The sequence below is a fragment of the Sphaerospermopsis sp. LEGE 00249 genome (assembly GCF_014299995.1).
Taxonomy (GTDB): Bacteria; Cyanobacteriota; Cyanobacteriia; order Cyanobacteriales; family Nostocaceae; genus Sphaerospermopsis; species Sphaerospermopsis kisseleviana.
On record NZ_JACJUZ010000053.1, the window covers coordinates 14033 to 37432 of the forward strand.

At 36.4% G+C, this 23400-nt stretch carries 25 protein-coding genes and 1 pseudogene; 5 read left to right on the forward strand and 21 right to left on the reverse strand.

What is annotated here, in order from left to right; all coding sequences use genetic code 11:
- Nucleotides 1-333 precede the first annotated feature (333 nt).
- Nucleotides 334-1506 carry an N-acetylglucosamine-6-phosphate deacetylase gene (nagA, locus tag H5968_RS17285; RefSeq protein ID WP_187040948.1) on the reverse strand — a complete coding sequence of 391 codons (1173 nt, stop codon included), beginning with the start codon at nt 1504-1506 and terminating at the stop codon, nt 334-336.
- 100 nt (nt 1507-1606) lie between these two features.
- Between nagA and purE the strand changes: the two genes are divergently transcribed.
- From purE to H5968_RS17300, 3 genes and pseudogenes are all read left to right on the forward strand, one after another.
- A complete protein-coding gene (purE, locus tag H5968_RS17290; RefSeq protein ID WP_096568468.1) occupies nt 1607-2125 on the forward strand; it encodes a 5-(carboxyamino)imidazole ribonucleotide mutase in 519 nt (172 codons plus the stop codon).
- 1041 nt (nt 2126-3166) lie between these two features.
- Nucleotides 3167-4633 carry an ammonium transporter gene (locus tag H5968_RS17295; RefSeq protein WP_187040949.1) on the forward strand — a complete coding sequence of 489 codons (1467 nt, stop codon included), beginning with the start codon at nt 3167-3169 and terminating at the stop codon, nt 4631-4633.
- Nucleotides 4634-4789: 156 nt separating this feature from the next.
- Nucleotides 4790-4918 (forward strand): annotated as a pseudogene (locus H5968_RS17300) (DUF433 domain-containing protein); the annotation flags it as partial.
- A gap of 77 nt (nt 4919-4995) precedes the next feature.
- On the opposite strand, the gene H5968_RS17305 reads toward H5968_RS17300, so the two are convergent.
- Together H5968_RS17305 and H5968_RS17310 are read right to left on the reverse strand one after the other, a co-directional pair.
- A complete protein-coding gene (locus tag H5968_RS17305; protein WP_187040950.1) occupies nt 4996-5568 on the reverse strand; it encodes a DUF262 domain-containing protein in 573 nt (190 codons plus the stop codon).
- Between the two features lie 152 nt (nt 5569-5720).
- Nucleotides 5721-6089 (reverse strand): SET domain-containing protein, encoded by a 369-nt coding sequence (locus H5968_RS17310; RefSeq protein WP_187040951.1) that lies wholly within the window; start codon nt 6087-6089, stop codon nt 5721-5723.
- Between the two features lie 224 nt (nt 6090-6313).
- Here H5968_RS17310 and H5968_RS17315 point away from each other — a divergent pair, with 224 nt between their 5' ends.
- The gene (locus tag H5968_RS17315; protein WP_187040952.1) at nt 6314-6787 is read left to right on the forward strand and encodes a hydrogenase maturation protease; all 474 of its coding nucleotides are present in this window, start codon (nt 6314-6316) and stop codon (nt 6785-6787) included.
- Nucleotides 6788-6918: 131 nt separating this feature from the next.
- Here the strand turns inward: H5968_RS17315 and H5968_RS17320 are convergent, their stop codons facing one another.
- The 4 genes from H5968_RS17320 to H5968_RS17335 all read right to left on the reverse strand — a co-directional run bounded on the left by H5968_RS17320 (nt 6919) and on the right by H5968_RS17335 (nt 10035).
- Nucleotides 6919-7293, reverse strand: a complete 375-nt coding sequence (locus H5968_RS17320) for a hypothetical protein (RefSeq protein WP_096572690.1) — start codon at nt 7291-7293, stop codon at nt 6919-6921.
- Between the two features lie 19 nt (nt 7294-7312).
- Entirely contained in the window at nt 7313-8599 is a 1287-nt protein-coding gene (locus H5968_RS17325) for a SagB/ThcOx family dehydrogenase (protein ID WP_187040953.1), read from the reverse strand.
- Nucleotides 8586-9050, reverse strand: coding sequence for an ankyrin repeat domain-containing protein (locus tag H5968_RS17330; RefSeq protein ID WP_187040954.1), 465 nt, complete (start codon nt 9048-9050; stop codon nt 8586-8588). Before H5968_RS17330 ends, H5968_RS17325 begins: the two co-directional genes overlap by 14 nt.
- Before the next feature lie 388 nt (nt 9051-9438).
- Complete coding sequence (locus tag H5968_RS17335; RefSeq protein ID WP_187040955.1) at nt 9439-10035, reverse strand: CBS domain-containing protein; 597 nt, start codon at nt 10033-10035, stop codon at nt 9439-9441.
- Nucleotides 10036-10840: 805 nt separating this feature from the next.
- On the opposite strand from H5968_RS17335, the gene H5968_RS17340 reads away from it, so the two are divergent.
- On the forward strand, nt 10841-11305 hold the full coding sequence (locus H5968_RS17340) for a DUF29 domain-containing protein (RefSeq protein WP_187040956.1): 465 nt from the start codon (nt 10841-10843) through the stop codon (nt 11303-11305).
- A 30-nt stretch (nt 11306-11335) separates the two neighbouring features.
- Here H5968_RS17340 and H5968_RS17345 read toward each other — a convergent pair whose 3' ends face one another.
- The 14 genes from H5968_RS17345 to nifK all read right to left on the reverse strand — a co-directional run bounded on the left by H5968_RS17345 (nt 11336) and on the right by nifK (nt 22628).
- Nucleotides 11336-12484: a DNA methyltransferase gene (locus H5968_RS17345; protein WP_187040957.1), complete on the reverse strand. Its 1149-nt coding sequence runs from the start codon at nt 12482-12484 to the stop codon at nt 11336-11338.
- On the reverse strand, nt 12481-13515 hold the full coding sequence (locus H5968_RS17350) for a site-specific DNA-methyltransferase (RefSeq protein ID WP_187040958.1): 1035 nt from the start codon (nt 13513-13515) through the stop codon (nt 12481-12483). Before H5968_RS17350 ends, H5968_RS17345 begins: the two co-directional genes overlap by 4 nt.
- Before the next feature lie 90 nt (nt 13516-13605).
- Nucleotides 13606-13902: a FeoA family protein gene (locus H5968_RS17355; RefSeq protein WP_370569782.1), complete on the reverse strand. Its 297-nt coding sequence runs from the start codon at nt 13900-13902 to the stop codon at nt 13606-13608.
- 97 nt (nt 13903-13999) lie between these two features.
- The gene (locus H5968_RS17360; RefSeq protein ID WP_096568510.1) at nt 14000-14299 is read right to left on the reverse strand and encodes a 2Fe-2S iron-sulfur cluster-binding protein; all 300 of its coding nucleotides are present in this window, start codon (nt 14297-14299) and stop codon (nt 14000-14002) included.
- Nucleotides 14300-14493: 194 nt separating this feature from the next.
- Entirely contained in the window at nt 14494-14865 is a 372-nt protein-coding gene (locus H5968_RS17365) for an iron-sulfur cluster assembly accessory protein (protein ID WP_187040959.1), read from the reverse strand.
- Between the two features lie 66 nt (nt 14866-14931).
- The gene (locus H5968_RS17370; RefSeq protein ID WP_096568515.1) at nt 14932-15714 is read right to left on the reverse strand and encodes a HesA/MoeB/ThiF family protein; all 783 of its coding nucleotides are present in this window, start codon (nt 15712-15714) and stop codon (nt 14932-14934) included.
- Nucleotides 15715-15724: 10 nt separating this feature from the next.
- On the reverse strand, nt 15725-16042 hold the full coding sequence (nifW, locus tag H5968_RS17375; protein ID WP_187040960.1) for a nitrogenase-stabilizing/protective protein NifW: 318 nt from the start codon (nt 16040-16042) through the stop codon (nt 15725-15727).
- A complete protein-coding gene (locus H5968_RS17380; RefSeq protein WP_096572692.1) occupies nt 16039-16239 on the reverse strand; it encodes a CCE_0567 family metalloprotein in 201 nt (66 codons plus the stop codon). The genes nifW and H5968_RS17380 overlap by 4 nt, the downstream gene beginning before the upstream one ends.
- 124 nt (nt 16240-16363) lie before the next feature.
- Complete coding sequence (locus H5968_RS17385; RefSeq protein WP_096568521.1) at nt 16364-16840, reverse strand: NifX-associated nitrogen fixation protein; 477 nt, start codon at nt 16838-16840, stop codon at nt 16364-16366.
- Complete coding sequence (nifX, locus tag H5968_RS17390; protein ID WP_187040961.1) at nt 16837-17256, reverse strand: nitrogen fixation protein NifX; 420 nt, start codon at nt 17254-17256, stop codon at nt 16837-16839. The genes H5968_RS17385 and nifX overlap by 4 nt, the downstream gene beginning before the upstream one ends.
- Nucleotides 17257-17466: 210 nt before the next feature.
- Entirely contained in the window at nt 17467-18798 is a 1332-nt protein-coding gene (nifN, locus tag H5968_RS17395) for a nitrogenase iron-molybdenum cofactor biosynthesis protein NifN (protein WP_187040962.1), read from the reverse strand.
- Between the two features lie 88 nt (nt 18799-18886).
- Nucleotides 18887-20254, reverse strand: coding sequence for a nitrogenase iron-molybdenum cofactor biosynthesis protein NifE (gene nifE / locus H5968_RS17400; protein ID WP_187040963.1), 1368 nt, complete (start codon nt 20252-20254; stop codon nt 18887-18889).
- Between the two features lie 251 nt (nt 20255-20505).
- Entirely contained in the window at nt 20506-20832 is a 327-nt protein-coding gene (locus H5968_RS17405) for a Mo-dependent nitrogenase C-terminal domain-containing protein (RefSeq protein WP_187040964.1), read from the reverse strand.
- A gap of 260 nt (nt 20833-21092) precedes the next feature.
- Nucleotides 21093-22628 carry a nitrogenase molybdenum-iron protein subunit beta gene (gene nifK, locus H5968_RS17410; protein WP_096568533.1) on the reverse strand — a complete coding sequence of 512 codons (1536 nt, stop codon included), beginning with the start codon at nt 22626-22628 and terminating at the stop codon, nt 21093-21095.
- Between the last annotated feature and the right edge of the window lie 772 nt (nt 22629-23400).

Consider the following 23400-nt stretch of genomic DNA (forward strand, 5'->3'; position numbering starts at 1 on the left):
TCAGGATTTTCAGAATGTTATTGAAAATAATATTATATATTATATCTATTTTTTGGATAAATGAACCACGAAGAAGCGAAGGACACGAAGGGAAGATGTTTTGAGAGAGATTTTTTGTGGTTGCAGAAAACTGAAAATCTCTTTTTTCTTCTTTGCGTCTTTGCTTCTTAGCTTCTTTGCGTAAAATAAAATCTTATTTTGTCTGAATCAGGATGTCCAGGATTTGAGGATTTTCAGGATGTTATTGAGAGTTTGATTTTTTGGATGTGAGGATTTTTGGATGTTATCTAAATTATGATTTAGATAAATTAAACCCTGAAATCCTCTCTTTTATTAGAAATAATCCATCCTTTTCCAAGTCAGTTCTTTTGTCTTTTCTTCCCAATGCCAGCGTATTAAATTAGCAGGTTGCTTGGGCGTAAGTGTGGGTAAATTGATGGCTTTTCTGGGTGCATCTGTAGCTAAGAAAATAGCTGTTTCTACATCACAAATGCCCCATTTGACTAAGTTCTGCACTCCCGTTAATAGAGGAAAAGTTGTACCGGATAATGTCCCATCTGCTAATCTAGCTGTGCCGTTTTTAACGGTAATTTTGCGGTCATCCCAAGGATACACACCATCTGGTAATCCTAACGGTGCTAGGGCATCACTGACAAGAAATAATCCTTTACTTGCACGTAACAAAATTTCTAACATGATGGGGACTACGTGCTGTCCATCAGCGATAAAACTACTCATCACGTCGGGATTGTTCATTGCTGCACCTAATAAACCCGGTTCGCGGTGATGTAATGGGGGCATGGCATTGAAAGCATGAGTTACCATTGTTGCACCGGCTTTAAATGCTTGTTGTGCTTGTGCTGCTGTGGCTTGGGAATGTCCTAAACTAACGGTGATACCCAAGGAACGCAAATAGGGGATCACTTCCCCTGTGGGATCTAATTCTGGTGCTAAGGTGATAACTTTGACAATTGAGGCATAATCACCTAATACCCGTTTGACTTCGTTCATTGTCAAGGGTAATAAATATTCTGCTGGATGTGCGCCTCGTTTACCGTAGTTTAAAAATGGTCCTTCGAGATGAACTCCCAGAATTTTTGCACCGGACTTTTGGCTATAGTTGGAAATGAGGGTGAGCGATCGCTGTATATTTTCTACAGAAGTTGTTACCAGTGTTGGTAAATATCCATCAACTCCTGCATCCCACAAATATTGTGATATTTCTTCTAACCGATGGATGTTTTTTCGCGTCAACTCAGGAAAAGCTAAACCTAGTCCCCCATTTATTTGTAGATCAACTCCACCTAATGATATCCAATCTCCGGCAACATCCACAATCTGTAAATTTTCCGGTGTCTCTCGTTGACACACTTTCCCCATTGGTAAAATCTCTTCAATTTTACCCTTTTTATTCACCCAAATCATCTGTAAACCTTGATAACCGGGTACTTTTGCATTGATAATATCAACGTTGGAAAGAATCGGGTTGAGTGTCGCGGTAGTCATTACCCTGCCAAGATAAACCTAAACTTGATTGTAGATGGAAATATCCACAATTTACCCAAAATCTAAAATCCAAAATCCAAAATCTAAAATCTAAAATTCTATGAGTCTTGAAGTTGGTATTATTATGGGCAGTGATTCGGACTTGCCTACTATGAAGGATGCGATCGCTGTTTGTGAGGAATTTGGCATTGAATCAGAAGTAGCTATTGTATCTGCCCATCGTACCCCAGAACGCATGGTAGAATATGCCCAAACCGCCCACCAACGCGGTATTAAGGTGATTATCGCTGGTGCTGGTGGTGCTGCTCATCTGCCTGGTATGGTAGCATCTTTAACCCCACTGCCTGTAATTGGTGTTCCCGTCGCTACTCGTAATTTACAAGGTGTAGATTCTTTATATTCTATTGTGCAGATGCCAGCAGGTATTCCTGTTGCTACTGTAGCTATTGGTAACGCTAAAAATGCCGGACTCTTAGCAGTACAGATACTCGCTACTCATCAACCAGAATTGTTAGCAAAAGTCCAAGCATATCGTCAAAGTTTATGTGATATGGTAATGGATAAACAAAGTAAATTAGCAGAATTGGGTTATCAGCAGTATTTAGAACAGAGGTTTTAAAAAAGAAAAGTTTTATAGCAGGAGTCAGGAGTAAAATCCTAGTCAAGAATATGTAATAGACATCTCCGAAAATTAAATATGGGTAACCTGAAACCCATTCATAGGGAAAATTCATGAATTTTCCCTACATCTTGTTTAATCACATAACTTATCTTTTGCTCTGTAATCAGTATTTTTGCGTAATTATTACTTTGGGACTAAATTGTATACTTGATTAAATTTGAATTTACATCTCAGGAAATTTACTTAAATAAACAGACATTAATTTAAGATTAATTTAAGATTTTTTCTGAACAATTGTGGTAAAGACGTATAAACTACTAGATTTAGAGTTCGTATACTATACAAGTATATTAAGTAACTGGTTAACAGTTTTGTTAATCTAGCGATCGCCTTCCCAATAGATAAACACTAGCCAAAAATGTAACTTCGTACATAGATCGACTTCTTTGGAAGTGGGGTATCTGGAATACATAATTTTTACATATAAAAAATTAATAAATTATTAAGAATTTATATAAATAAATATATTTTACCTTGAGGGTACAGTGCTAATAGGAGAAAATGCTTGTATTACAAAGGATCTATCGACATTACCTTATCCTGTGCAGAAGCATCATTTATATCAAAACCTTAAAAACTGTAATTGAATATACAGAAACATTAACAAGGTTAACATTATTAATTGTTGAATTAATAGGGTTGTGCCAGATTCAAAACTGCACATTGAGGAGTGAACATTCTTCATAAAAAATAGGAAGTTGTTAATAAAAACAAACTCCCAAATCGTTTTTGCATAGGGGTTAGTATCTCTTATGCTATTCAAAAAAATATGTTTTAGCAAAAAAGAGAAACATCTCAAAACTAAAACATCAAAACCACGATTTTTCACATTTATTAGCGAAATCTTGTGCAATTACCCTAATTAATTTAACTTAAATTATTTGGGTAAGCCAAAGAAAATCATTCAATAATGGGCAATTATCAATTGTCAATTATCAATTATCAATTGGTCAAGCTTTTCTAGTAATAAAAACCGCAATGAATCAACGAATTCGTCCCTTACACCGCCTACTAGCACTAGCTATAGGCTCAATGGTCTTTGCAATTTTCGCTCCTACAATTGTCCAAGCTGCTGATCCGCCAACATTGGAATCTTTAGCGGACACAACCACAAAATTGCAAATTTCCATTGATACCACCTGGGTAATGCTGACAGGCTTTATAGTCTTCTTCATGCAAACCGGTTTCGCAATGTTAGAAGCAGGTTTATTGCGACAAAGAGGAGTAGTTAACGCCTTAGTAGAAAACTTTATTGATCCATGTATTACCATCCTCGTTTGGTGGGGTGTTGGTTTTGGGATCGCTTTCGGTACAAGTGCGGGCGGTTTTATCGGCACAGATACCTTTTTCCTGAGTCAGTTACCCGGTGCTGATGGTAGTTACCCAATGGGCGCACCTGGTTCTACTGCTGCACTTAATACCTATACCTTATTCTTCTTCCAATTTGCCTTTGCTGCTACCGCCAGTACCATCACCACTGGTTCAATGGCGGGAAGAGCTAACTTTGTTGGTGACTTAATTTACAGCGCCATCATGGGTGCATTTAGTTACCCCATAATTGTCCATTGGGTATGGAACTCAGAAGGTTGGTTAGCCAAAATGGGTTTCCATGATTTTGCTGGTAGTGCTGTAGTTCACACTGTGGGTGGTTGGACAGCTATAGTGGGTGCATATTTAATTGGTCCGCGTCCTGGTCGTCCTGCTTGGGGAACACTCCCACCAGCACACAACTTAGGTTTAGCAACCTTGGGCGGAATGATTTTATGGTTTGGTTGGTTCGGGTTTAACCCCGGTTCAACTTTGGGAACTGGAAATACTGGTTTAATTGGTTTGGTAACTATCAATACAGCCTTAGCTTCCGGTGCAGGTGCTTTAACAGCAATATTTTTCCAATATACCCGTTCTCATAAATGGGATTTAACCTATTGTCTCAACGGTGCTTTAGCTGGTTTGGTGGGCATCACTGCTGGTTGTGCGTTTGTTTTACCTTGGGCAGCAGTATTAATTGGAATCACTGGTGGTATTTTAATCGTTCTTGGCATTGATTTAATTGAAGCAATGCACATTGATGATCCAGTAAGTGCCTTTGCAGTTCATGGGATCAATGGCATGATGGGTACTATCGCTGTGGGCTTTTTAGGTCAAAAAGAATTGACCATGAATGGAAAAGCAGGGTTGCTTTTAGGCGGTGGTTTTGATTTATTGGGTGTGCAAATTTTGGGTATACTGGCGATCGCTGTATTCACTTTTGCTTTTGCCTTTGTGATGTTTAGTGGACTCAAAGCCATTGATAAATTGCGTGTTCATCCCAAAGGTGATGAAATCGGGATTGATGCTTACGAACACGGTGCAACTGTTTGGCCTGATGTTTACGCAGTTGAAGAGTTTGTTGAAGAACAACAAAATCATTCTAAAAATCCTCCTATTGGCACATTTGAGGGTTAATAAATTTGATCTTGATTTAGTCATCATTTGATAAATAATTAGATCCCCGATTTTCTTAGATGAAGTCGGGGATTTTTATGTAATTATGAACAACGCTTGGCAAGTGGGGAGATTCAGTGGTAGATATTAATTAGATAAAATTAACCAAGGTGAAAAATGAGTTATCGTCATATTATTACAATTGAACCTGATAAACGCGGTGGTAAACCCTGTATCAGAAGAATGCGAATAACAGTATATGATGTTTTAGGTTGGTTAGCTGCCGGAATGTCTCATGCAGAAATTCATAGACTATTTTGGCTTTAGTAGTAGAGTAGCACCTTGACAGTTGAAATACAATTTAATGGACTTTCGTGTTTTATTTATTTGATTTGTTTAATTTGTTTAATTTGTTTAATTTGTTTATCTGTTAAATTCAAGCTGATTGTATTTAAACGATTAAATATTTCATGTCTGATTTTTTCATCAGATTTTTCTAAAATTACCATTCTTAATGGAGTGTTTTTAAATCTTCTTTGACGTAATGGAGAAAGATCATTAAAATAAAATTCATTTAATGAGTCTAAAGTTTTTAGGTTTTGTAATTGCAACTTATTGGTTAAAAAATCTACTAATGTGCTAATTATTTGTGAACCATCTACTATTTCTAGCTTCCCTGTTTCCTGGATTTCAGCAACAAAAATTAAAGGTATGGGTAAGCCAAGAATGACTGATTCAATTAGTATAGATTTACGGTTAACATCCCATACAAATTCTCTTTTATACTCTGGCACATAAATCTCACCCGTATCATCATTATCATCCTTATTGATATATTTATTGACTATGATCTCTATAGTAAACTCTCTAGTATCATAATCAATTTCCTGTCTCTTTTCTTCAATTTGATTTTCTGCAATCCTAATCTTATCTGGACGACTAATTATTTCTGGCATATTTTTGTAAGTAAGATTTAATAGTATTAGCTTTGACTGGGTGATTAGCTGGAAAATGAGAATATGTCAATATTTAGTATAACACATTTGTTCTACCATGTATCAACAGTTCAAATATATTTTCTTTCCCTCTCTGCGCCTCTGCGTGAGACTCACTCAACCACATCAAACCAAATAGGCGTTAAATCATCAACCTGACCATTATAATTAATAGTAATTTCCTGACCTTCCCGAATATATTTATAAGCAATAATCTCTATAACTTGTTGATCAAACTTTTTCACATACAGCGCATTAGGCTGATAAGAATGATTAAAAAGAGACGCATAACCAAGAGCGATCGCCCCACTTTCTCCATGCCAATCAAAATAATAATTACATAATACCGTATGGGTAATTAACTTAACTTGTTGTTTAGGAATAACAATCACATTGGCGATATCAATTATTTCCCCAAGCTCAAAATCCCTCTGAGCAAAAACACCTCTTCCTTTTATTTCTGTATCACGAACTACTAACATAAATCTATTTTGTCTGATCTGTGAGAATGATGTTTAACTAATCACTACAGATAGACGCAGAGACAATAAAGACAAATTTTTTTCACTTACTTACGGCTGCTATAGTCACTATAAAGTTAATATTTAGAGACATCATCAAAATTTCCATAAATTTTAATTTTTGTTGAGGTTTATGTGAGGGAATTGTGCAAGATTGAGAATATTCATGTTATTATAAATATCCCATGCTCACGATCATAGGTTGTGGAAATCTCAATCGTAATGACGACGCTGTAGGCGTAATTATTGCCCAACGTTTACAGCAATATCTCGCCGAAAATCCTCACCCCAAAGTCCGTGTTTTTGATTGTGGTACTGCGGGAATGGAAGTGATGTTTCAAGCGAGAGGAAGTGAAAAATTAATTATTCTGGATGCTAGTTGCACAGATTCCCCACCAGGTGCTATATTTAAAGTCCCAGGGAAAGAATTAGAAGCTCTACCCGAACCGAGTTATAATTTGCATGATTTTCGTTGGGATCATGCTTTGGCAGCAGGGAGAAAAATCTTTTTAGATGATTTTCCCCAGGATGTGACTGTGTATTTAATTGAAGCGGAAAACCTTGATTTTGGATTAGATTTAAGTGCTGCTGTTCAACATTCTGCTGAGTTAGTTTTGGCAGAACTAATCACAATTATAAGTCAGAATGTGACGGCTTGATTCTCAGCATTCAGGAGTAGGGGCGAAGCATTCGGAAAATAACCTGTGATAAAAATTGATAATTGTTCGCCCGAATGCTGAATAATGAGAATTAAGAATCTCAAATCCCAAATCCAAAATCCCAAATCCAACTATGCCCAATCACGGTAAACTGAGAGTTCATCTACCCTCATTTCAAATGGTACAGCATTAGGGTCAGGAGGACAAACGCGAATTTTGGCACTGCTAACAATACCATAAAGAATACTAGCCATTGGGACGATTTTTTGCAAAATTTTCCAATTGCTAACTTGATCTGGACATTCAATTACTAAAGTTAAAGCACTAGCATCAGTTGTCATATACCAACGACAATGAGAGAGTAAATTTTGAATAATGCGATCGCATCCTTGATAAAAGTACCGACTAATAGAATATTCTAGCTGTTGTCGCAGGATAATATCTGCTGATGTTGCTTGCATAGGGTGCTTGTCATCAGCATTGAATTCTGATTCTCTTCTGCTCATTTCGGTTGCTTTTCCTATTTTATTTACCAATGGCCATTACATAAAGAACATCCTTATTGGTTAGTAGAAATGCTTGGGCTTCATCATCATAAAAAGCACCAATACCACTACAATCTATTCCCCAATAATTGCAGGATAGATATACTCGTTGTCCGATAAAACCAGCTAATTGCATAGCAGTTTGATAACTCAAATAATCGGACACAAAAAACAAAGTTACAGCGCAGTCTTTAGCCAGCGCCTGATGAATACACAAGTAACCTGTTTTTTCACTCAAATCACCCGACTCAATGAGATTCCTACCATGATATAAACCGGGTGTCATACCTTCAACACGATGCACCACCGAGTAAATTTCTATTTGCTCAAAATCTTCTGTAGGGATTGGTTGTTGAATATCTTGCCAAATTCGCCAATAGATTTCTTGAGTAATAGAATTTCTGTGAAAACGTCGAATAGAACGCCTGTTCCAAACGCTCTCAAAAAACCGTTCTCGGTGAAAATTAAATTGAGGATGTTCTAGCTTTTGCTGGTGACTAGGTCGCATTGATGTTGCTTGATAAGCATCTTCAATGAATTGATTCGCTTGAAAATAGTCAGTTCCACAGACAAAAGGAATGGATAACCTTAAACGTCTGACTGGCTTTTCTTGCGTCTCCCCCGATATCACACAACTACTAATAAACTCCTTATTCTCAAATCCTAAATCAGCATTGAGAGAGAGTTTATCAAAGTCAAAAATTAATTTGATGTTTTTTTCATGAAGATACGCTGAAGCTGCAATAGCGCCCATAAGGTGTCCGCTATCCAATAAGCAATATCTAATGCTCCTGTCTTGATATTTCCAGCTAGACCTATAATAAACACAACTAACTAAAAAAATGCAGCCGTTGATACGTTTATTAGGTATAATATAACTTTCTAACCCATCATCAATTAATTCATAAATCAACGTCAGACAATTATTCTCAACTTCTAGATGGTAGATGCCGTTTATAAATCCTTCAACCTGACGAATTTGGATATAAACTTCCGTGGGATATAACGCCCCAGCAGAGGGATTTACCCGGAGTTGATAGGTTTCATTTTTGTAAATCTTCTCAAAAGTAATGGCGCTTGTTAACTTGATAAAAGCATGAAATGGATTATTAGGAATTAATTTCACTCGCCGATAAAATTTAGGATAAACTTTAAAGGCGCGGGGTTGAGTTGATCCATCCACATAATTGGGATTCATTTGCACAGATAGGTAAGAATGCTTGGTAGCCTCATGAAAGGCTATTCCATAAAGCTTACTGTGTGGCATTTTTCAGTAACCTTAAAACTTCTATATTGCTGGCAAAGTCAATTGCTTTATAGTCATCCAAATTGTGTAAATTCATGTTAGGATTATGTTGTAATAGCAATCTCACTACTTCTGTCTTTCCAGCCGATGCACCATACATCAGGACAGTTGCACCATTATCATTTTGATTGTTAATATCTATGTTGGCTTCTAGTAGTAAATTCATTAAATCGTAGTGATTCCCAAAACACGCAAACCACAAAGCATTATTGTGATCATCGTTAGTGGCATTGATATCCGTACCTGCATTAATTAATTCTTTCACCACTGGGTAAAGTCCATCTCTAGTGGCTTTCATTAAAGCTGTATCACCATTTTTACCCCGCTGATTTAAATCTTCGGGATTGTAATTATTTGCTAATAGCCATTGGCTGGTTTCTGTACTTAATTTGAGTTGATTTGGTTGACTCATAATTATAGTTGAGTAAATAACTTAAACAAGAAAAATATGATGGCTGATTACTGATAGCTGATAGGTGAATACTTACCAAATAAAAACGGAATGGTGAGCAATGCCCACCATATTTAAAAGCTTTATTTGAATCAGAGAAAAAACACAGTAGCTGGAGAACAATTGTGATACCAATTCTTTGTGACGTTGCCAGATATTTGATCCCCCCAACCCCCCTTAGTAAGGGGGGCTAAGAGATGAATTGATCATCCGGGAAGAGAAAAGGTATAGCAAGCACTCAGGTAATTAGGACATCAACTGATGACAAAACTAAGATACAAATTAACTTTCAAATCTGTCACCTGTCACCTGTCACCTGTCACCTGTCACCTGTCACCTAGTAAAACTGTTAGCCGGCTGTCACTGGTTTTTTATCATCAGCAAACAGTTCTCTAGCAGATTTGCATGGTTTTGGTACACCATAAAAAGTAGCTTCTGCTTCGAGTTCGTCTACTATATCCCAAGCTTCAATTGCTCGTTTAGAATCTGGACCATAGTTAGCAGAAATTAACCGAGCTTCAGACACAGCTTTCTGTATCTCTTTGCGTAGGAATTTTAATTTTGGTTTATCTACAAAGTTACCCTTGGTGAGAATATCAGTCACAGAAATAATGCCTAATAATTCACCTTGAATAACAGGCGCACGCCATGTATCAGTATTAGCAAATAACCGCGCTACATATTCAACATCTAGGTCAGGATTGACAACTACGCAGGGTTTAGTCATCACTTCGTACACATGAACTGCTTCGGGATCTCTACCAAAAGCTGCAACTTTGCCCACGATATCCATTTCGGTAATCATACCGTAAGCATCGCCACTGTGACGAGGTTCAACCACTAAAGCCCGCAGTTCTTTGAGCCTCATTAGTTTGACTGCTTCTGCTACGGTTGCGGAACCGCGAATAGTAGCAACGTCTTGAGTCATAATTTGTTTGGCTCTCATAATTCCTGCTCCTTTAATTCGGTTGAGCGAATCATTGAATTACTTCTAAACTGCTGCGATTCTCCTAAACTTTTTCTCGGTAGTTTTTGCACCTTTGCACCTTAATCATCAATAGATATTGAATAGTGAGGCGTGTTATGTACTACTGGCTAAAAAGCAATTACTTGATGTGAACATTCCTAAACCGAATTATTAATAATCTGAGAGATTTTCATGAATCCGGTGATTTTAGAAATAAGATTTACGCAGGTTCTATATATTTTCATCTACCGTTCTTACTCTTTACCTTGGTTGTGGTTTAACTGGGGATCAAAGTAAGAGGTTTGGGATTTACTCTGTAATCGCTTCTTGTTGAGGTTTAGGTTCACTGCCAACAATTTAGCTTACTTATATAGTATCACTCTGGTCAGCAGGAAATATGAATGATTTATAAAGATCCACCCATTTTTGACCATAAATCGGATTAAAAAATTGTTAAGTGGATGACAGAAGCAAAAAATTATATTTGATGTTTTTGATATCAGATATTACGATTTATTATGAAATTTATTAGTTAAACATTTAGGAAAATTCCATTAAATAAATATAAAAATTATTGACTAGAAATACTATTTCTGAATTATGGCAGCAGCGGAAAATATGAGGTTTGACAAAATATATGTTTCATTTGTAGTCAATAGATACATTTTTGGGTTATCATAGTTATAATCTAGGTATTAATTAACAACCTGGTTAACTTATCAATATATTGAAGACTGACGAAGTACATCAGAAATTGTAAATGTGAAATTGGAACTGTGAGTTTATGCTGTTACCAGTAGAATTAGCAAATCAAACTTTATATGAACAAGATTATTATTTGTGGTTGCGGACAACTATTAATCAACTGCGTGCTGGACAATTTTCATCTGTGGATTTAGAGAATTTAATTGAAGAATTAGAAACTATGGGTAGAAGTCAGAAACGAGCTATTGAAAGTTTATTGATTAGACTTCTCGAACATTTGTTAAAACTTAAATATTGGGATAGTGAAAGAGAGCGTAATGAGGGACATTGGAAAGGGGAAATCAGGACTTTTCGCAGACAAATAAAAAAAGAATTGAAAGATAGTCCTAGTTTGAAACCTTATATTTTAGAAATCTTTGAGGAATGTTATGAAGAAGCAAGAAAAGAAGCAAGCGATCGCTCTCAACTTCCCCTGGATACATTTCCCATAAATCCCATTGGTTCTTTAGAGCAGGTTTTAGATGATAATTGGTTTATGAGATAAGAATTATTATCAAATTTAAATAATTCATCACTATAGAGATTGCTGTACAATCATTTGCCAAGCTTGAATATGAGCATCTTTAACTTCAGTGGAGTTTTTCGCATCTCTGATCAACTCCCCTGTATATGTATTGATAAATTCATTATAATCTTCGACAAATCGCAAATAATATTTTACAGTGTTAATAATACCATTCCCAATTATTTCTAATCCAGTTTCTTTTTTAATCTTCAGAACCAATTGTTTAATATATTCTTCTTCATTTTGATTAACAAAACAATCTTTGTATGTTGTCAGAATGTAATATCTTTTGATTGTTGTCTCAGCAGATTTTTTAACTATATCTAATATCATATTTCTATCTATAGGGATATTGTGTTTTATCTCTAAAATTTCAAATGGATGATTATTCTCATCATTAATTTCTATATCACCATAACCATGTTTATCAGCAGAGGTATGAACATTTAAAGGGAGTAATATTTTATTTTCAAATCTACGAATGCTTTTAAACAGTTGTTTATAAATAGCATAAATTGCAATCACTGGTAGTCGAGAACTTAGAGGTTCTCCAAAATGCCTTTCTAGCATTTTCATAACTATATCAATATTGAGAGTATTTGTAAAATCAGCAATTTCTAGAGTTTCAGTAAAAACAGCTTCTTGAGATTGTATAATAATATGCAATTGAGTAAATATATAAATTAAACAATCTTCAATATCAATACTTTGATTTTCAATTTTATCAATCAATTTTAGAAAAGGTTCAATCAAGCTTTTACTTCTCAATGGCAATTTAACTCCCTCCTCAAAATTCCAAATAATTTCTGCTCGTGTTGCTTTTGTTAAAAAAGCAGTTTCCTTATTAGCATATCTAGGAAATTTATTTTTGAAAAATGGTGTAGTTACCTTAGTATCAAGCACCCTTGCAGAATATCCATTTGGAAATTTAGCCATGTGTAACCTGATATCTTGTTCAGGTTGAATGATTTTCTTGAGTAAACTGGTAATAATTACCTGAATTAAAGATTTATCAGTTTCTATTTTTTGAATAAAAACATCTACACTATTTTTGATTTCCTCGTCAATTTCTGTCAATGATTGATTTTCGAGCAGTTCAAGTGCTTGTTGATAGTAGTTTTCTAAAATTTCTATTTCCTGTTGATAATTATATTTCATATAAATAATTCCTGTTGTTGAAAATTAGATTCTGCCATACGGTTATTAGCTAGATTAACATAATCAGGATTAATTTCAATTCCTAAATAATGACGATTTAAATTTCTAGCTGCTAAACAAGTTGTAGCACTACCACAAAAAGGATCAAGGACAAAATCTCCTTCTTTACTTAATAACTTAATAAGTTCCTGAATAATATATAAAGGATAAACGGCTGGATGATGATTATTTTTAGTTACTTCTACCGGACTTTCTATAATATCCTTTTTCATGGCGTTTCCTAAAATCCTAATAATCGTAAATCCATTATTTTTAATTTGGTTATTTCTGCCCCCATCTTGACCACCATAAGCCAACTTATGCACGCCATTTATTTTCATTCTAAATCCTTCAATGTCGCCATTATGCACTGCTAAAATTGCCTCATTTAATGCTTTAATGGCATTTGATTTTTGTTCTGCACTCAAATCAGAATTTTTAATTAATTCCAGGTATTTTTTACCTAATTTATCTGATGGTTTAGTTTTTGCAGTTTTATTGAATGTATCTAAATGTTGTAAATAATTGTCTAGATTAAAATAGTAATCTTTAGATTTAGCGAATATAAAAAAAGGTTCTGTAGCTTGTATTAACTTTCTTTTATCCTGACGTGGTGTAGGGTTAAGTTTTGACCAAGTAATCTGATTAATCACAAAAATATTATTATTTTCAGTGGCTTGAATAGCAAATTTATAAGGTATGAGAGATAAACTGCCACTAATATATTTATCTCCTAAATTAAAAACAATTGCTCCTGTGCTTTTCAAAACTCTTACACATTCTTGAAAAACAGTTAGTATATTGTTTAAATATTCTGCTTCTGTGGGTTCATTACCGATTTCTAAATCACCATTACCATAATTACGTTGCTGAAAATATGGAGGTGAGGTAATAATTAAATCAAAAGTATCATTTTCTATTTGTTTAAGAACAGATAAGTTATCACCAAGGATAATTTTATCTTTTAATTTTGATATTTCTTGTAATGGCATATTTATGAGCAACCGACGTTTATTGAATCTGTAATTTATACAGTATACAATATTCCGGTCTTTTGGATCATATAATACCAAAAATTATTTTTATTTTAATAATCTATTAGTTCCACCCTCAAGCACACGCACATAAATAGCCCGTGCAGTTTGCCGATCTAAAGTCATTGATACATTTCCAGCCTTAATTATAAAAGCCGGAAAATGCTGCTCAACAGTGATATTAGTTCCTGTATGAATACCCATTGATATCAGTTTCTTTCTAATAGTTTTATCCTGAGTTTGACAGGCAGTAACAATTCCTATCTCTCCTGGTTTGAGCAATTCCAAAGAGCAACCAGTTACACTAAAAGGAGTAAACATTGCCGAACAATAATTAAAAGTCAAAAGTGAAACTTGAAATGATGAAAGATGATAAACATCCTCCATCATGGTAAAAGTTCAATTATGGGTTTAATTAGCAAAGCTAAACCCTAATTTTGTATTAAACCAAATAAGCTTCTTGGTGGGTTTTGATTGTACAGTTGGAGCGGGGATAAGTAACGCACAATAAAGCAAAACCTTTTTCTACTTGTTCATCATCCAAGAAGTTTTGATCATCTTGGTTGATTTCACCTTCAACAATTTTACCTACACAGCTAGAACAAGAACCAGCGTGACAAGAAACTGGTAAATCAATACCTGCATCTGCTGCTGCATCAATAATTGTGACATCATCATCACAGTCAATTGTGGTGTCTAATTCTTCTTTTTTGTTGATCAATCTTACTTTATAGGTTGCCATGTTTTACTTCTCCTCAAATTTGAATAGAACTTGTAATTTGGTTGCTTACTGTTTACATTTTCAGTAAGGTAAATCATCTCTTCCGTACACAAAAAAATGTAGAGTGTGTCTACGGAAAAGTTGTAAATTTGTAGGTGATGGAATGGAACTTAGAAAAGTTTCCATATCTATTTTTTCCTAAGTTCCAAATCTTTTTAGCTGCAAGGTACACCGTTAGGTGAACAATCTCCTGATTTAAAAGATTTGCCACAACCACAGGTGTCAGTTGCATTGGGGTTGGAAAACTTAAAACCGCTATCCATGACACCCTCAATAAAATCAATGACTACACCTTCTAATAAGGGCGCACTTTTAGCGTCAACGTAAATCAATACGTTACCTTGTTGGGTGACAATATCATCAGGTTGGGGCTTATTGGTAATTTCAATACCATATTCATAGCCACTACAACCACCGTTTTTAACGGAGATGCGGATACCTTTTTTAGCTTGATTTTCTTCCGCAGCAGAACTTTTTAAAAAAGCCCGCAAACGAAATTCTGCTTTTTCTGTTAAAGTAACAGTCATTTTGTTTCCTGTAGCGATTATTCTGATTTTCAGATGTAGGTTAATTATTACTGTGGTGGTGAAACTTTAAACTGATAAAGATTGAGATTGGGAATATCTCCAAGGTGCTGTATTACCGCAGACTGGACAATTGCGATCGCGTTGAGAACGACGTTTAGCAAATTCCATTCTACTGAAATCAATTGTTAGCAATTCCGATAATAATGGTTGACTAAAACCGGTAATTAACTTGATAGCTTCCAAAGCAGTTAAACAAGCTAAAGTTCCAGAAACAGCCCCTAAAACTGAAAAACCCCGGCGATCCCAATCTGGTTTTTCTGGAAACAAACAGGACAAACAAGGAGTTACACCAGGAATAATTGTTGTTAGGTAAGCCTCCATTCCATCCATTGCTGCTTCCACCATTGGTTTACGCCACTTTACACAAGCTTCATTTAATAAATTACGCTCGGTAAAATTGTGGGCGCAGTCCAAAGCCATATCCGCAGATTGCACCAACGAATCTACATTTTCGGGGGTAATATAATCATGAATTGCCTCAATTTGCACATCAGGATTAATAGCTTCCAGAGTTTCTTTAGCCTTAAAAACTCTTGGTTTTCCCACCCAATCATCAGTCATTAAAATCTGACGATTCATGTCATCGAGACGCAAATCACCACCCCGGACTAGGATGAGCCGCCCAACGCCCGCTACTGCTAGGTAAAGCGCCGCCGTTCCACCTAATCCCCCCACACCAGTCACCAGAACCGTCGCTGACTTCAGGCGCTTTTGAGCTATTTCGCCAAAATTCGGCAGCATCATTTGGCGACTATAGCGTTCTAATTCGGTAGGCGTTAGGTTGATCAATTTATACCTCCTAGTCAGACGTGATTTCTGTTAGCGTAACTACATTTTTTGGTTTGTCATTGAACACCTTGAACAATTTTTGTTCGTGGGGTGTTGATTCTATAAAAACTTGATAAGCTTGTTGCAAAGCTTGGCTGTATTTTTCTAACTTTTCTGCTACACTTAGATTAGGATATTGCTCATCAATTTGATACATAAATTGAGAGAATTTTTTTAAGATATGCAGCCGATTGACATTGACAAAATGTTGATCGTAAGGCAGATTAAAAAACTGGAAATAAGCTTCTGCATCTACGATTTTTTTAAATTCTTCAATAGTTCCAGTCATTTACCGTTCTCCATTTTTTTTAGTTGTTGCTTGAGTTGATCTAACTCTTGATAGATTTTGTAAGTCTCATTGGCAACATCCATCAATTTTTCGTAATCTGTAGGTAGTCCTTCAGCTAAATCATGCAGATCCATTTTCATTTGACCTGCTTTACTATTTAGCTTTTTAATCGTGGTTTTCAGTTCTTCAATGGTCATTGGTGATTGGTGATTGGTAATTGGTAATTGGTAATGGGTAATTGGTAATGGGTAATGGGTAATTGGGTATTCTTCCCAGTCCCCAGTCCCCAGTCCCCAGTCCCCAATCACCAATCACCAAATATTACAAATTGCCTACTTCGGGGAAACGTTTGGCTAATTCAATTCCTTTTTCAACAAACTTTTCTCCCTCTTCATTCAGCTTTTCTAGAGATTCAAAACCAAAACGGTGAGCATCACGTAAGGTTTTAATAGTTAATAATAATCGTCCAGAAAAAACTAAAGCCCAACCAAAACCTTCATGACCTAATTCAATTACCACATTAGAAAGTAATCCAGTTTCCTTTTCTATGCTTGAGGCGATCGCTCTAAAAAAAGCATTAATGCGAGAAAGAGTAGCTGGATCAACTTCACCTTCTGTAGAAATTTCTTTTTTCTTTTGTTTTGTCACCACAAAAGGTTTAAGAATCAATTCATCAGACCAATTTTTGTAAAATCCATAGCTATCATTAGCTCGAATTTGTTGGACTAATGTTTTCAGAAAAGGTGAAGAAATTATCGTGCTTGTTGCGTTTCCGTTCACACTATTATTTTCACTCATATCGCAGCTTCGTTTTCAATTTCCTCTAAAAAGTTAGATTTCTTTTGACCTAAAGCTTTACGCAACCAAGGTGGAGGATTCCCTTTCAAAGTTTGCAATAATTTAGTCAAGATTTCTTCAATCTTTTCTTCTTCAGATTTCGCCTTAACAGGTGTCACACCATGCTTAATTAAACGAGCGGCCGCACTACCACCAATAGCCACTACATAAACTATTGTACAATCTTTTAAAGCCTCAAGTTTAGGGGTAATTTTATCCTCATTACCATCTTCTTTAAGATCACCATCAAAAGTTAAAGTTTCGAGAAATTCATATCCTTGATCGGAAATTTCATAAACATCAATTTCCTTAGCCCAGCCAAAATGAGCATTAACATGAATTCTGTCAGTTGTCGTAAATGCAATTTTCACTTTCATTTGTCCTTTGTCTATAAAAAGAGGGAATAGAGAATAGGGAATAGGAAATAGGGAATAGGGAATAGGGAACAGGGAACAGGGAACAGGGAATAGAGAATTTCTCGTTCCCATACTCTGTATGGGAATGAATTTTAAAGGCTCTGCCTTTAGTGATCCCAGAGTCAGAGACTCTGTGATGGCATTCCTAGTCAGAGACTAGGAACGAGATAATTACCCGTTACCCATTACCTGTTTCCACTGGTTCATCATTAACGCTTCTTCGTGTTCTATGAACAAATTACCAATACCAAATAAAACATCCATAGAACCGCGATAGCCTACCTTGGTAAATAAGCCATTTCCTAATCTGTCGTAAATAGGAATACCTAAACGATAGAGAGGAATAGAAAGACGTTTAGCAATAGTATTAACATTAGAATTTCCAATTAATAAATCAGAACCTACTGCTAAATCTTCCAAATCTTCTAAATCGCCAATAGTCACATTTTTAATGGGTAGATGCTCTAATAAAGGTGATTTTGTGGTAGTTACAGCCCCATGAATTTGCGCCCCCATTGACTGGAGAAAATGCACCATAGACCACATTAAATCCGGTTCTAAGGCTAAAGAAATCCGTTTTGCACCAAAATAAAAATGAGTGTCTAACATCGCATCTTGTAGCTGACGACGTTGGCGACAATATTTTTCTGGTACGGGATTTCCACTTAACACAGATAAGGCTTGTAGAAACTCATCCACAGGTTCTAAACCTGTTAAATCTCTGAAAACTTCGTAGTCTGTGTTAAACCTTTGCTGGAGAATTTTAGCTGCTCCTCGCATACTTTCACCTAATGCAATAGTGAAAGCAGAACTACCTAAAGATTGCAATTGTTTGAGAGTTGTACCACTAGCAGTTATAGCACTATAATTATCCTCTAAATGTCCATCTAAAGAAGCTCCCAAATTAGGCACAAAAATAGGATCTAAACCGAAGGATTTAACCATTTCTTCGATTTCTTGAACATCTCCCGGAGTAAATGCAGAACCCGCTAAAATTGTGATTTGTTCTGGTTTTACCCCTCCTGCTTTGGGAACTTCTTTAACAATGCTTTCTACTGCAACGGCAAAACCATCTTGCAATGCACCTTTAAAGTCAGGAGTGGGAGCAAAAATAATGGCTAAATGATCTAATTCTGGATGACGTTTTCTAATTTCTTTTAAAAAACGTTCAATATCATCGCCTCTAGTTTCAGTTAACCCAGTGGTACATAAACCAATAATTTCTGGTTGTAATTTTTCTACTACTGTTAAAATAGCTTGTTCGACATTTTCCTCACCACCTAAAATAGTAGTAACTTCCGTCATTGCGGTAGTAGCTAAAGGAATCGCTTCCCGAAAATGCCGAACTAAAACAACTTTTGCAAAAGCAGTACAACCTTGAGAACCATGAAATAAAGGGATAGTTCCTTTTAATCCTAAAAAAGCTAAAGATGCACCTAAAGCTTGACTTTGTTTAAGGGGATTAACAGAAACAGATTTTTCTGGAAGTGTAACAAGTGCCATAAATATAATCTCAATAATTGAAAATTGAAAATTGACAATTGATAATTAATAATTTTCCATTATCAATTATCCATTATCAATTTTTAATTTATTCCCAAGGTGCGGGTTTACGAATTTGTTCCCAAATTGGGCTATACAAAGCTTCGTATAATTCCCGTGCCATTTCTACCATTCCCATATAACCAGCATAGGGATGATGACGTTCTTGGTTAATATCTAAAAATGGGATTCTGGCTTTTAATGCTGTGTACTGATTTCTTCCCCCAGCTATTAACATATCAGCCTTAGTATCTTCCACTAACTTGAGCAATTCTTTGGCATTTCCTTTTTCTAACATAATGCCATCATTGCCTAACAATTTCTTGATTTTGGATTTATCTTCTTCTGTACTTTTGCGGGTACTGGTGGCAACAACTTCTATTCCTAAATCTTTAGCGGCAGAAATAATTGACCAACTTTTTACACCACCAGTATAGAGTACCACTCGTTTACCTTTAAGTCTTTCTCTATAGGGTGCAAGGGCAATATCTAACGCTGCTGTTTCTTCAGCAATTAATTTTTCTGTCCGTGCTTGTAAATCAGGATCTCCTAATTTTGCAGCGACATTTCTCAGACAACGATTAATATCATCTATACCATAAAATGATTCTTCAATGTAAGGAATATCGTAACGTTCCTCCATTTTCCGCGCCATGTTTAATAATGCCCTTGAGCATATCATCACATTCAATTTAGCGCGGTGAGCATAAGTAATTTCTTGATAGCGAGCATCACCAGTAATTTTAGATAAAACGCGAATACCTAACTTTTCAAATAAAGGTAAAACGCCCCACATTTCCCCAGCAATATTGTACTCACCAATCAAATTAATATCATAAGGTGTAGTATATTCAGGTTCAGCAGTACCGACTACATAATCTAATAATGATTCACCACCAAAGCGGTTTCCCAGATTTTTACTACCGATAAAACCAGGAGAAATAACAGGAATAACCGGAACACCAATTTTTTCGGCTGCTACTTTACAAACTGCTTCCATATCATCACCAATTAAAGCAGTTACACAAGTAGCATATACAAAAACGGCGGCTGGTTTGTAACGTTTGTGAATTGCGAGAATGCCTTGATAAAGTTTTTTCTCACCACCAAAAATTACATCATTTTCTGTTAAGTCTGTGGTAAAACCTGTCTTGTATAACATTGGTCCAGAGGACAAACTACCACGACTTCCCCAAGAATTTCCAGCACAAGCAATAGGACCATGTACCAAATGAGCAGCATCGGTAATAGGCACTAATGCTATCATTGCGCCATCAAAAGCACAACCACCTTGAGCAGCACCAGGTTGAGCTTGTTGGGTACAGGATTTGTTTTTCTTTTCTCCTTGTTTTTTTTGATTATGTTCGCATCCTGATTCATTCAGAAGTTCGTTAATTTTGCTTTGGGTCATTTTCATATTTATGTCTCGCCTGGGTTGATTTTTATTAATTAAAATGTCAGCAAAACTCTATAGACTTACCGCAAAATTCCTCTTTACATTAGATTTACACAGTTAAATTTTCAGAAAAGATATCTATTTATCTGTAACTGAATTTTAATAACATCAATTCTTGATAATTGCTCTTCTGTTTAGTTGAATACTAATAACTAATGACGAATGACTAATGACCAAGAAAAAAGTAATGGGTAATGAATAATAATTGATGTTTAGCAAATATATTGCGTCACATCTTCGCCACATTCGTCAACAAGATATGACAAGGACCGAAATCGTAAACCGACAACTTCGTTATACAGAGGATTGATTTGACAAATTGAGGGAATATGGAAAGTGCGACCAAATAAATTAATATCTCGCTCGAAAGGACAACAACAGGGAATTACTCGACAAATTAGATGGGCTAGGTGATAGTTTTTAACTTGGATACCATCTACTAATTTTCTCAGGGGACGGAAAATGTCAAAGTTTCCGGGGTTTTGGTAGCTGGGTGGATGATAGTTAGGATGAGGATGAGAATGGGGAATAGATGCCATAATGCAAACCTAAGATAACTACAATTTAGTAATCAGTAATCAGTAATCAGCATTCAATTATTCTGACTGCTCTACGGGCGAAGCATTCGGGCGATTAATTATCAATTTTTGTCGAAGGCTATTTTCCGAATGCTTCGCCCCTACGATTCCTGTTGTGATTTACTGGAATAGGGAATTGGGAAATAATACCCAATCCCCATTTATTCTTTGTTGTTTTGCTAGTAGTCAGATGTTTTTTTAACACCTGACTGTTGATATTCTTAGCGTACTAAGTCGTAAGAAATATCGGTCTTACCAGCAACGTTGGTGTTGCGATCGATTTCTTCAAAGATTGTGTTAACAACCCAGTTCAACAAGTTGATTACACCTTTGTAACCGATGGTTGCATAGCGGTGGTAGTGGTGACGGTCCATGATGGGATAACCGATTCTTACTAAAGGTACACCACAATCACGCCACAGGTACTTACCGTAGGAGTTACCGATTAACAAGTCTACGGGTTCGGTGAACAACAAGGAACGTAAGTGCCATAAGTCCTTACCACCCCAGATTTTAGCGTCTTTACCAAATTCGCTAGAATCTAACAGTGCTTGCAGTTCTTTTTCAAATACTTCGTTGGTGTTGTGAACCAAAATGTGTACAGGTTCAGCACCCATTTCTAACATGAAGCTAACAACGCTGTAAACTAGGTCAGGATCACCGTAGATAGCGAAACGCTTACCGTGTACCCAAGCATGGGAGTCGGTCATAGCGTCAACTGCACGACCACGTTCTACTTCTAATTCAGCAGGAATGGGCTTACCAGTTAGTTCGCTGAGTTTCATCAAGAATTCGTCTGTACCCTTGATACCCCAAGGACGAGCAACACAAACATCTTGCTTCCATTCCTTAGCAATGTATTCACGGGTCTTGCTCAGGGAGTAAGCTTGAAGAGCAACAGTAGCTTTAGCGTTGATGGAGTCTGCTGCATCTTCTAACTTTGTACCACCGGGGTACATATTGAATTCACCATCGTTAGGTGCGTCAACATAATCACTGTTGTCAGATAACAAGGTGTAGTCAATACCCATCAATTCAGCGATGCGCTTAACTTCACGGTTGTTTTCTACATAGGTGTCAAAACCGGGGATGAAGTTGATTTTGCCATTGCTGGTAGCTTTCTTCTTACCTGCGGTCAGGTTAGAAAGAATGCCCTTCATCATGTTGTCGTAACCGGTGATGTGAGAACCTACGAAGCTAGGAGTATGTGCGAAGGGTACGGGGAAGTCTTGAGGAACTGAACCAGCGTTTTTAGCGTTGGTGATAAACGCACCTAAGTCATCACCGATAACTTCAGCCATACAGGTGGTGCAAACTGCGATCATCTTGGGTTTGTACAATGCGTAAGCGTTAGCCAAACCATCAATCATGTTTTGCAGACCACCGAAAACCGCAGCGTCTTCAGTCATGGAAGAAGAAACGCCGGAGAATGGTTCTTTATAGTGACGGGTTAAGTGTGTACGGAAGTAAGCAACACAACCTTGAGAACCTTGAACGAAGGGAAGAGTGCCTTCAAAACCCACAGCAGCGAACATAGCACCTAAAGGCTGACAACCTTTAGCGGGGTTAACGGTTAAAGCTTCACGAGCGAAGTTCTTTTCACGATATTCCCAGGTCTTTGTCCATTCTGCAACCCGTTGAACTTCTTCGGGGGTGTGAGCGTTTTCAAATTCTTTCTTGTTTTGGAACAGTTGTTGGTATTCTGGCTGGTGGAATAGCTCAACGTGGTCTTTAATATTTTCTGGATTCTGAGGCATTTCTAGTTCTCCAAGCTTGCTGTGTGTTGTGTTTCAGTGATTTTTTGGTGGGGTAGAGGCGGGGTTTTCCCGCTCGTTTTTGGTGGAGAGTGGGGAATGTGGCTCAAAATTCAGAATGCAAAATTCAAAACTTAGAATTTTTGATTTTGAATCTTGAATTCCCTACTCCCCCTGGGGCGAAACCCCAGACTTTTCCTATCCGGCCAGGGTTGCCCCTACTCTGTTGTTACCTAGACTGCTGCTGTAGCTTTTCTTAAAGCTTTCTTTGCAGACTTGTTCCAGGGAGCGCCGATTAATCCCCAGGTTGGGCTGTTGAGTGCCAAATCCATGTCACGAGCGAAGATTGCGAATCCGTCGTAACCGTGGTAAGGACCGGAGTATTTTTATTAATGGTTTAATAGTTTGTGAATGCTTAATGTTTGTATTTAAACTGAAATTAAGTTACAATTAAGCTAAAATTACAATATACACCAAGAGAAGAGAATGATTAATATTAATTGGGGAGAAATCCCAATCAAACAAAGATTGATTAATTAATAGAATAGTGCCAATTATCGAGAATTTTCTAAAGAAAGATGATTTATAGCAAATTATGAAACTACAGTTAAAACCAGCAGGAATAAATCATAATGGCATATTTATTAGCAGAAATGTTGAATGTCGTTACAAAAGTTTACATATTCAGTTATAGTAGTCCTATTAAGGGTGAAAATGTCAACATCTCATGATATCTTCCATCCAATGAACATAACTAATTTGTTGACACATACAA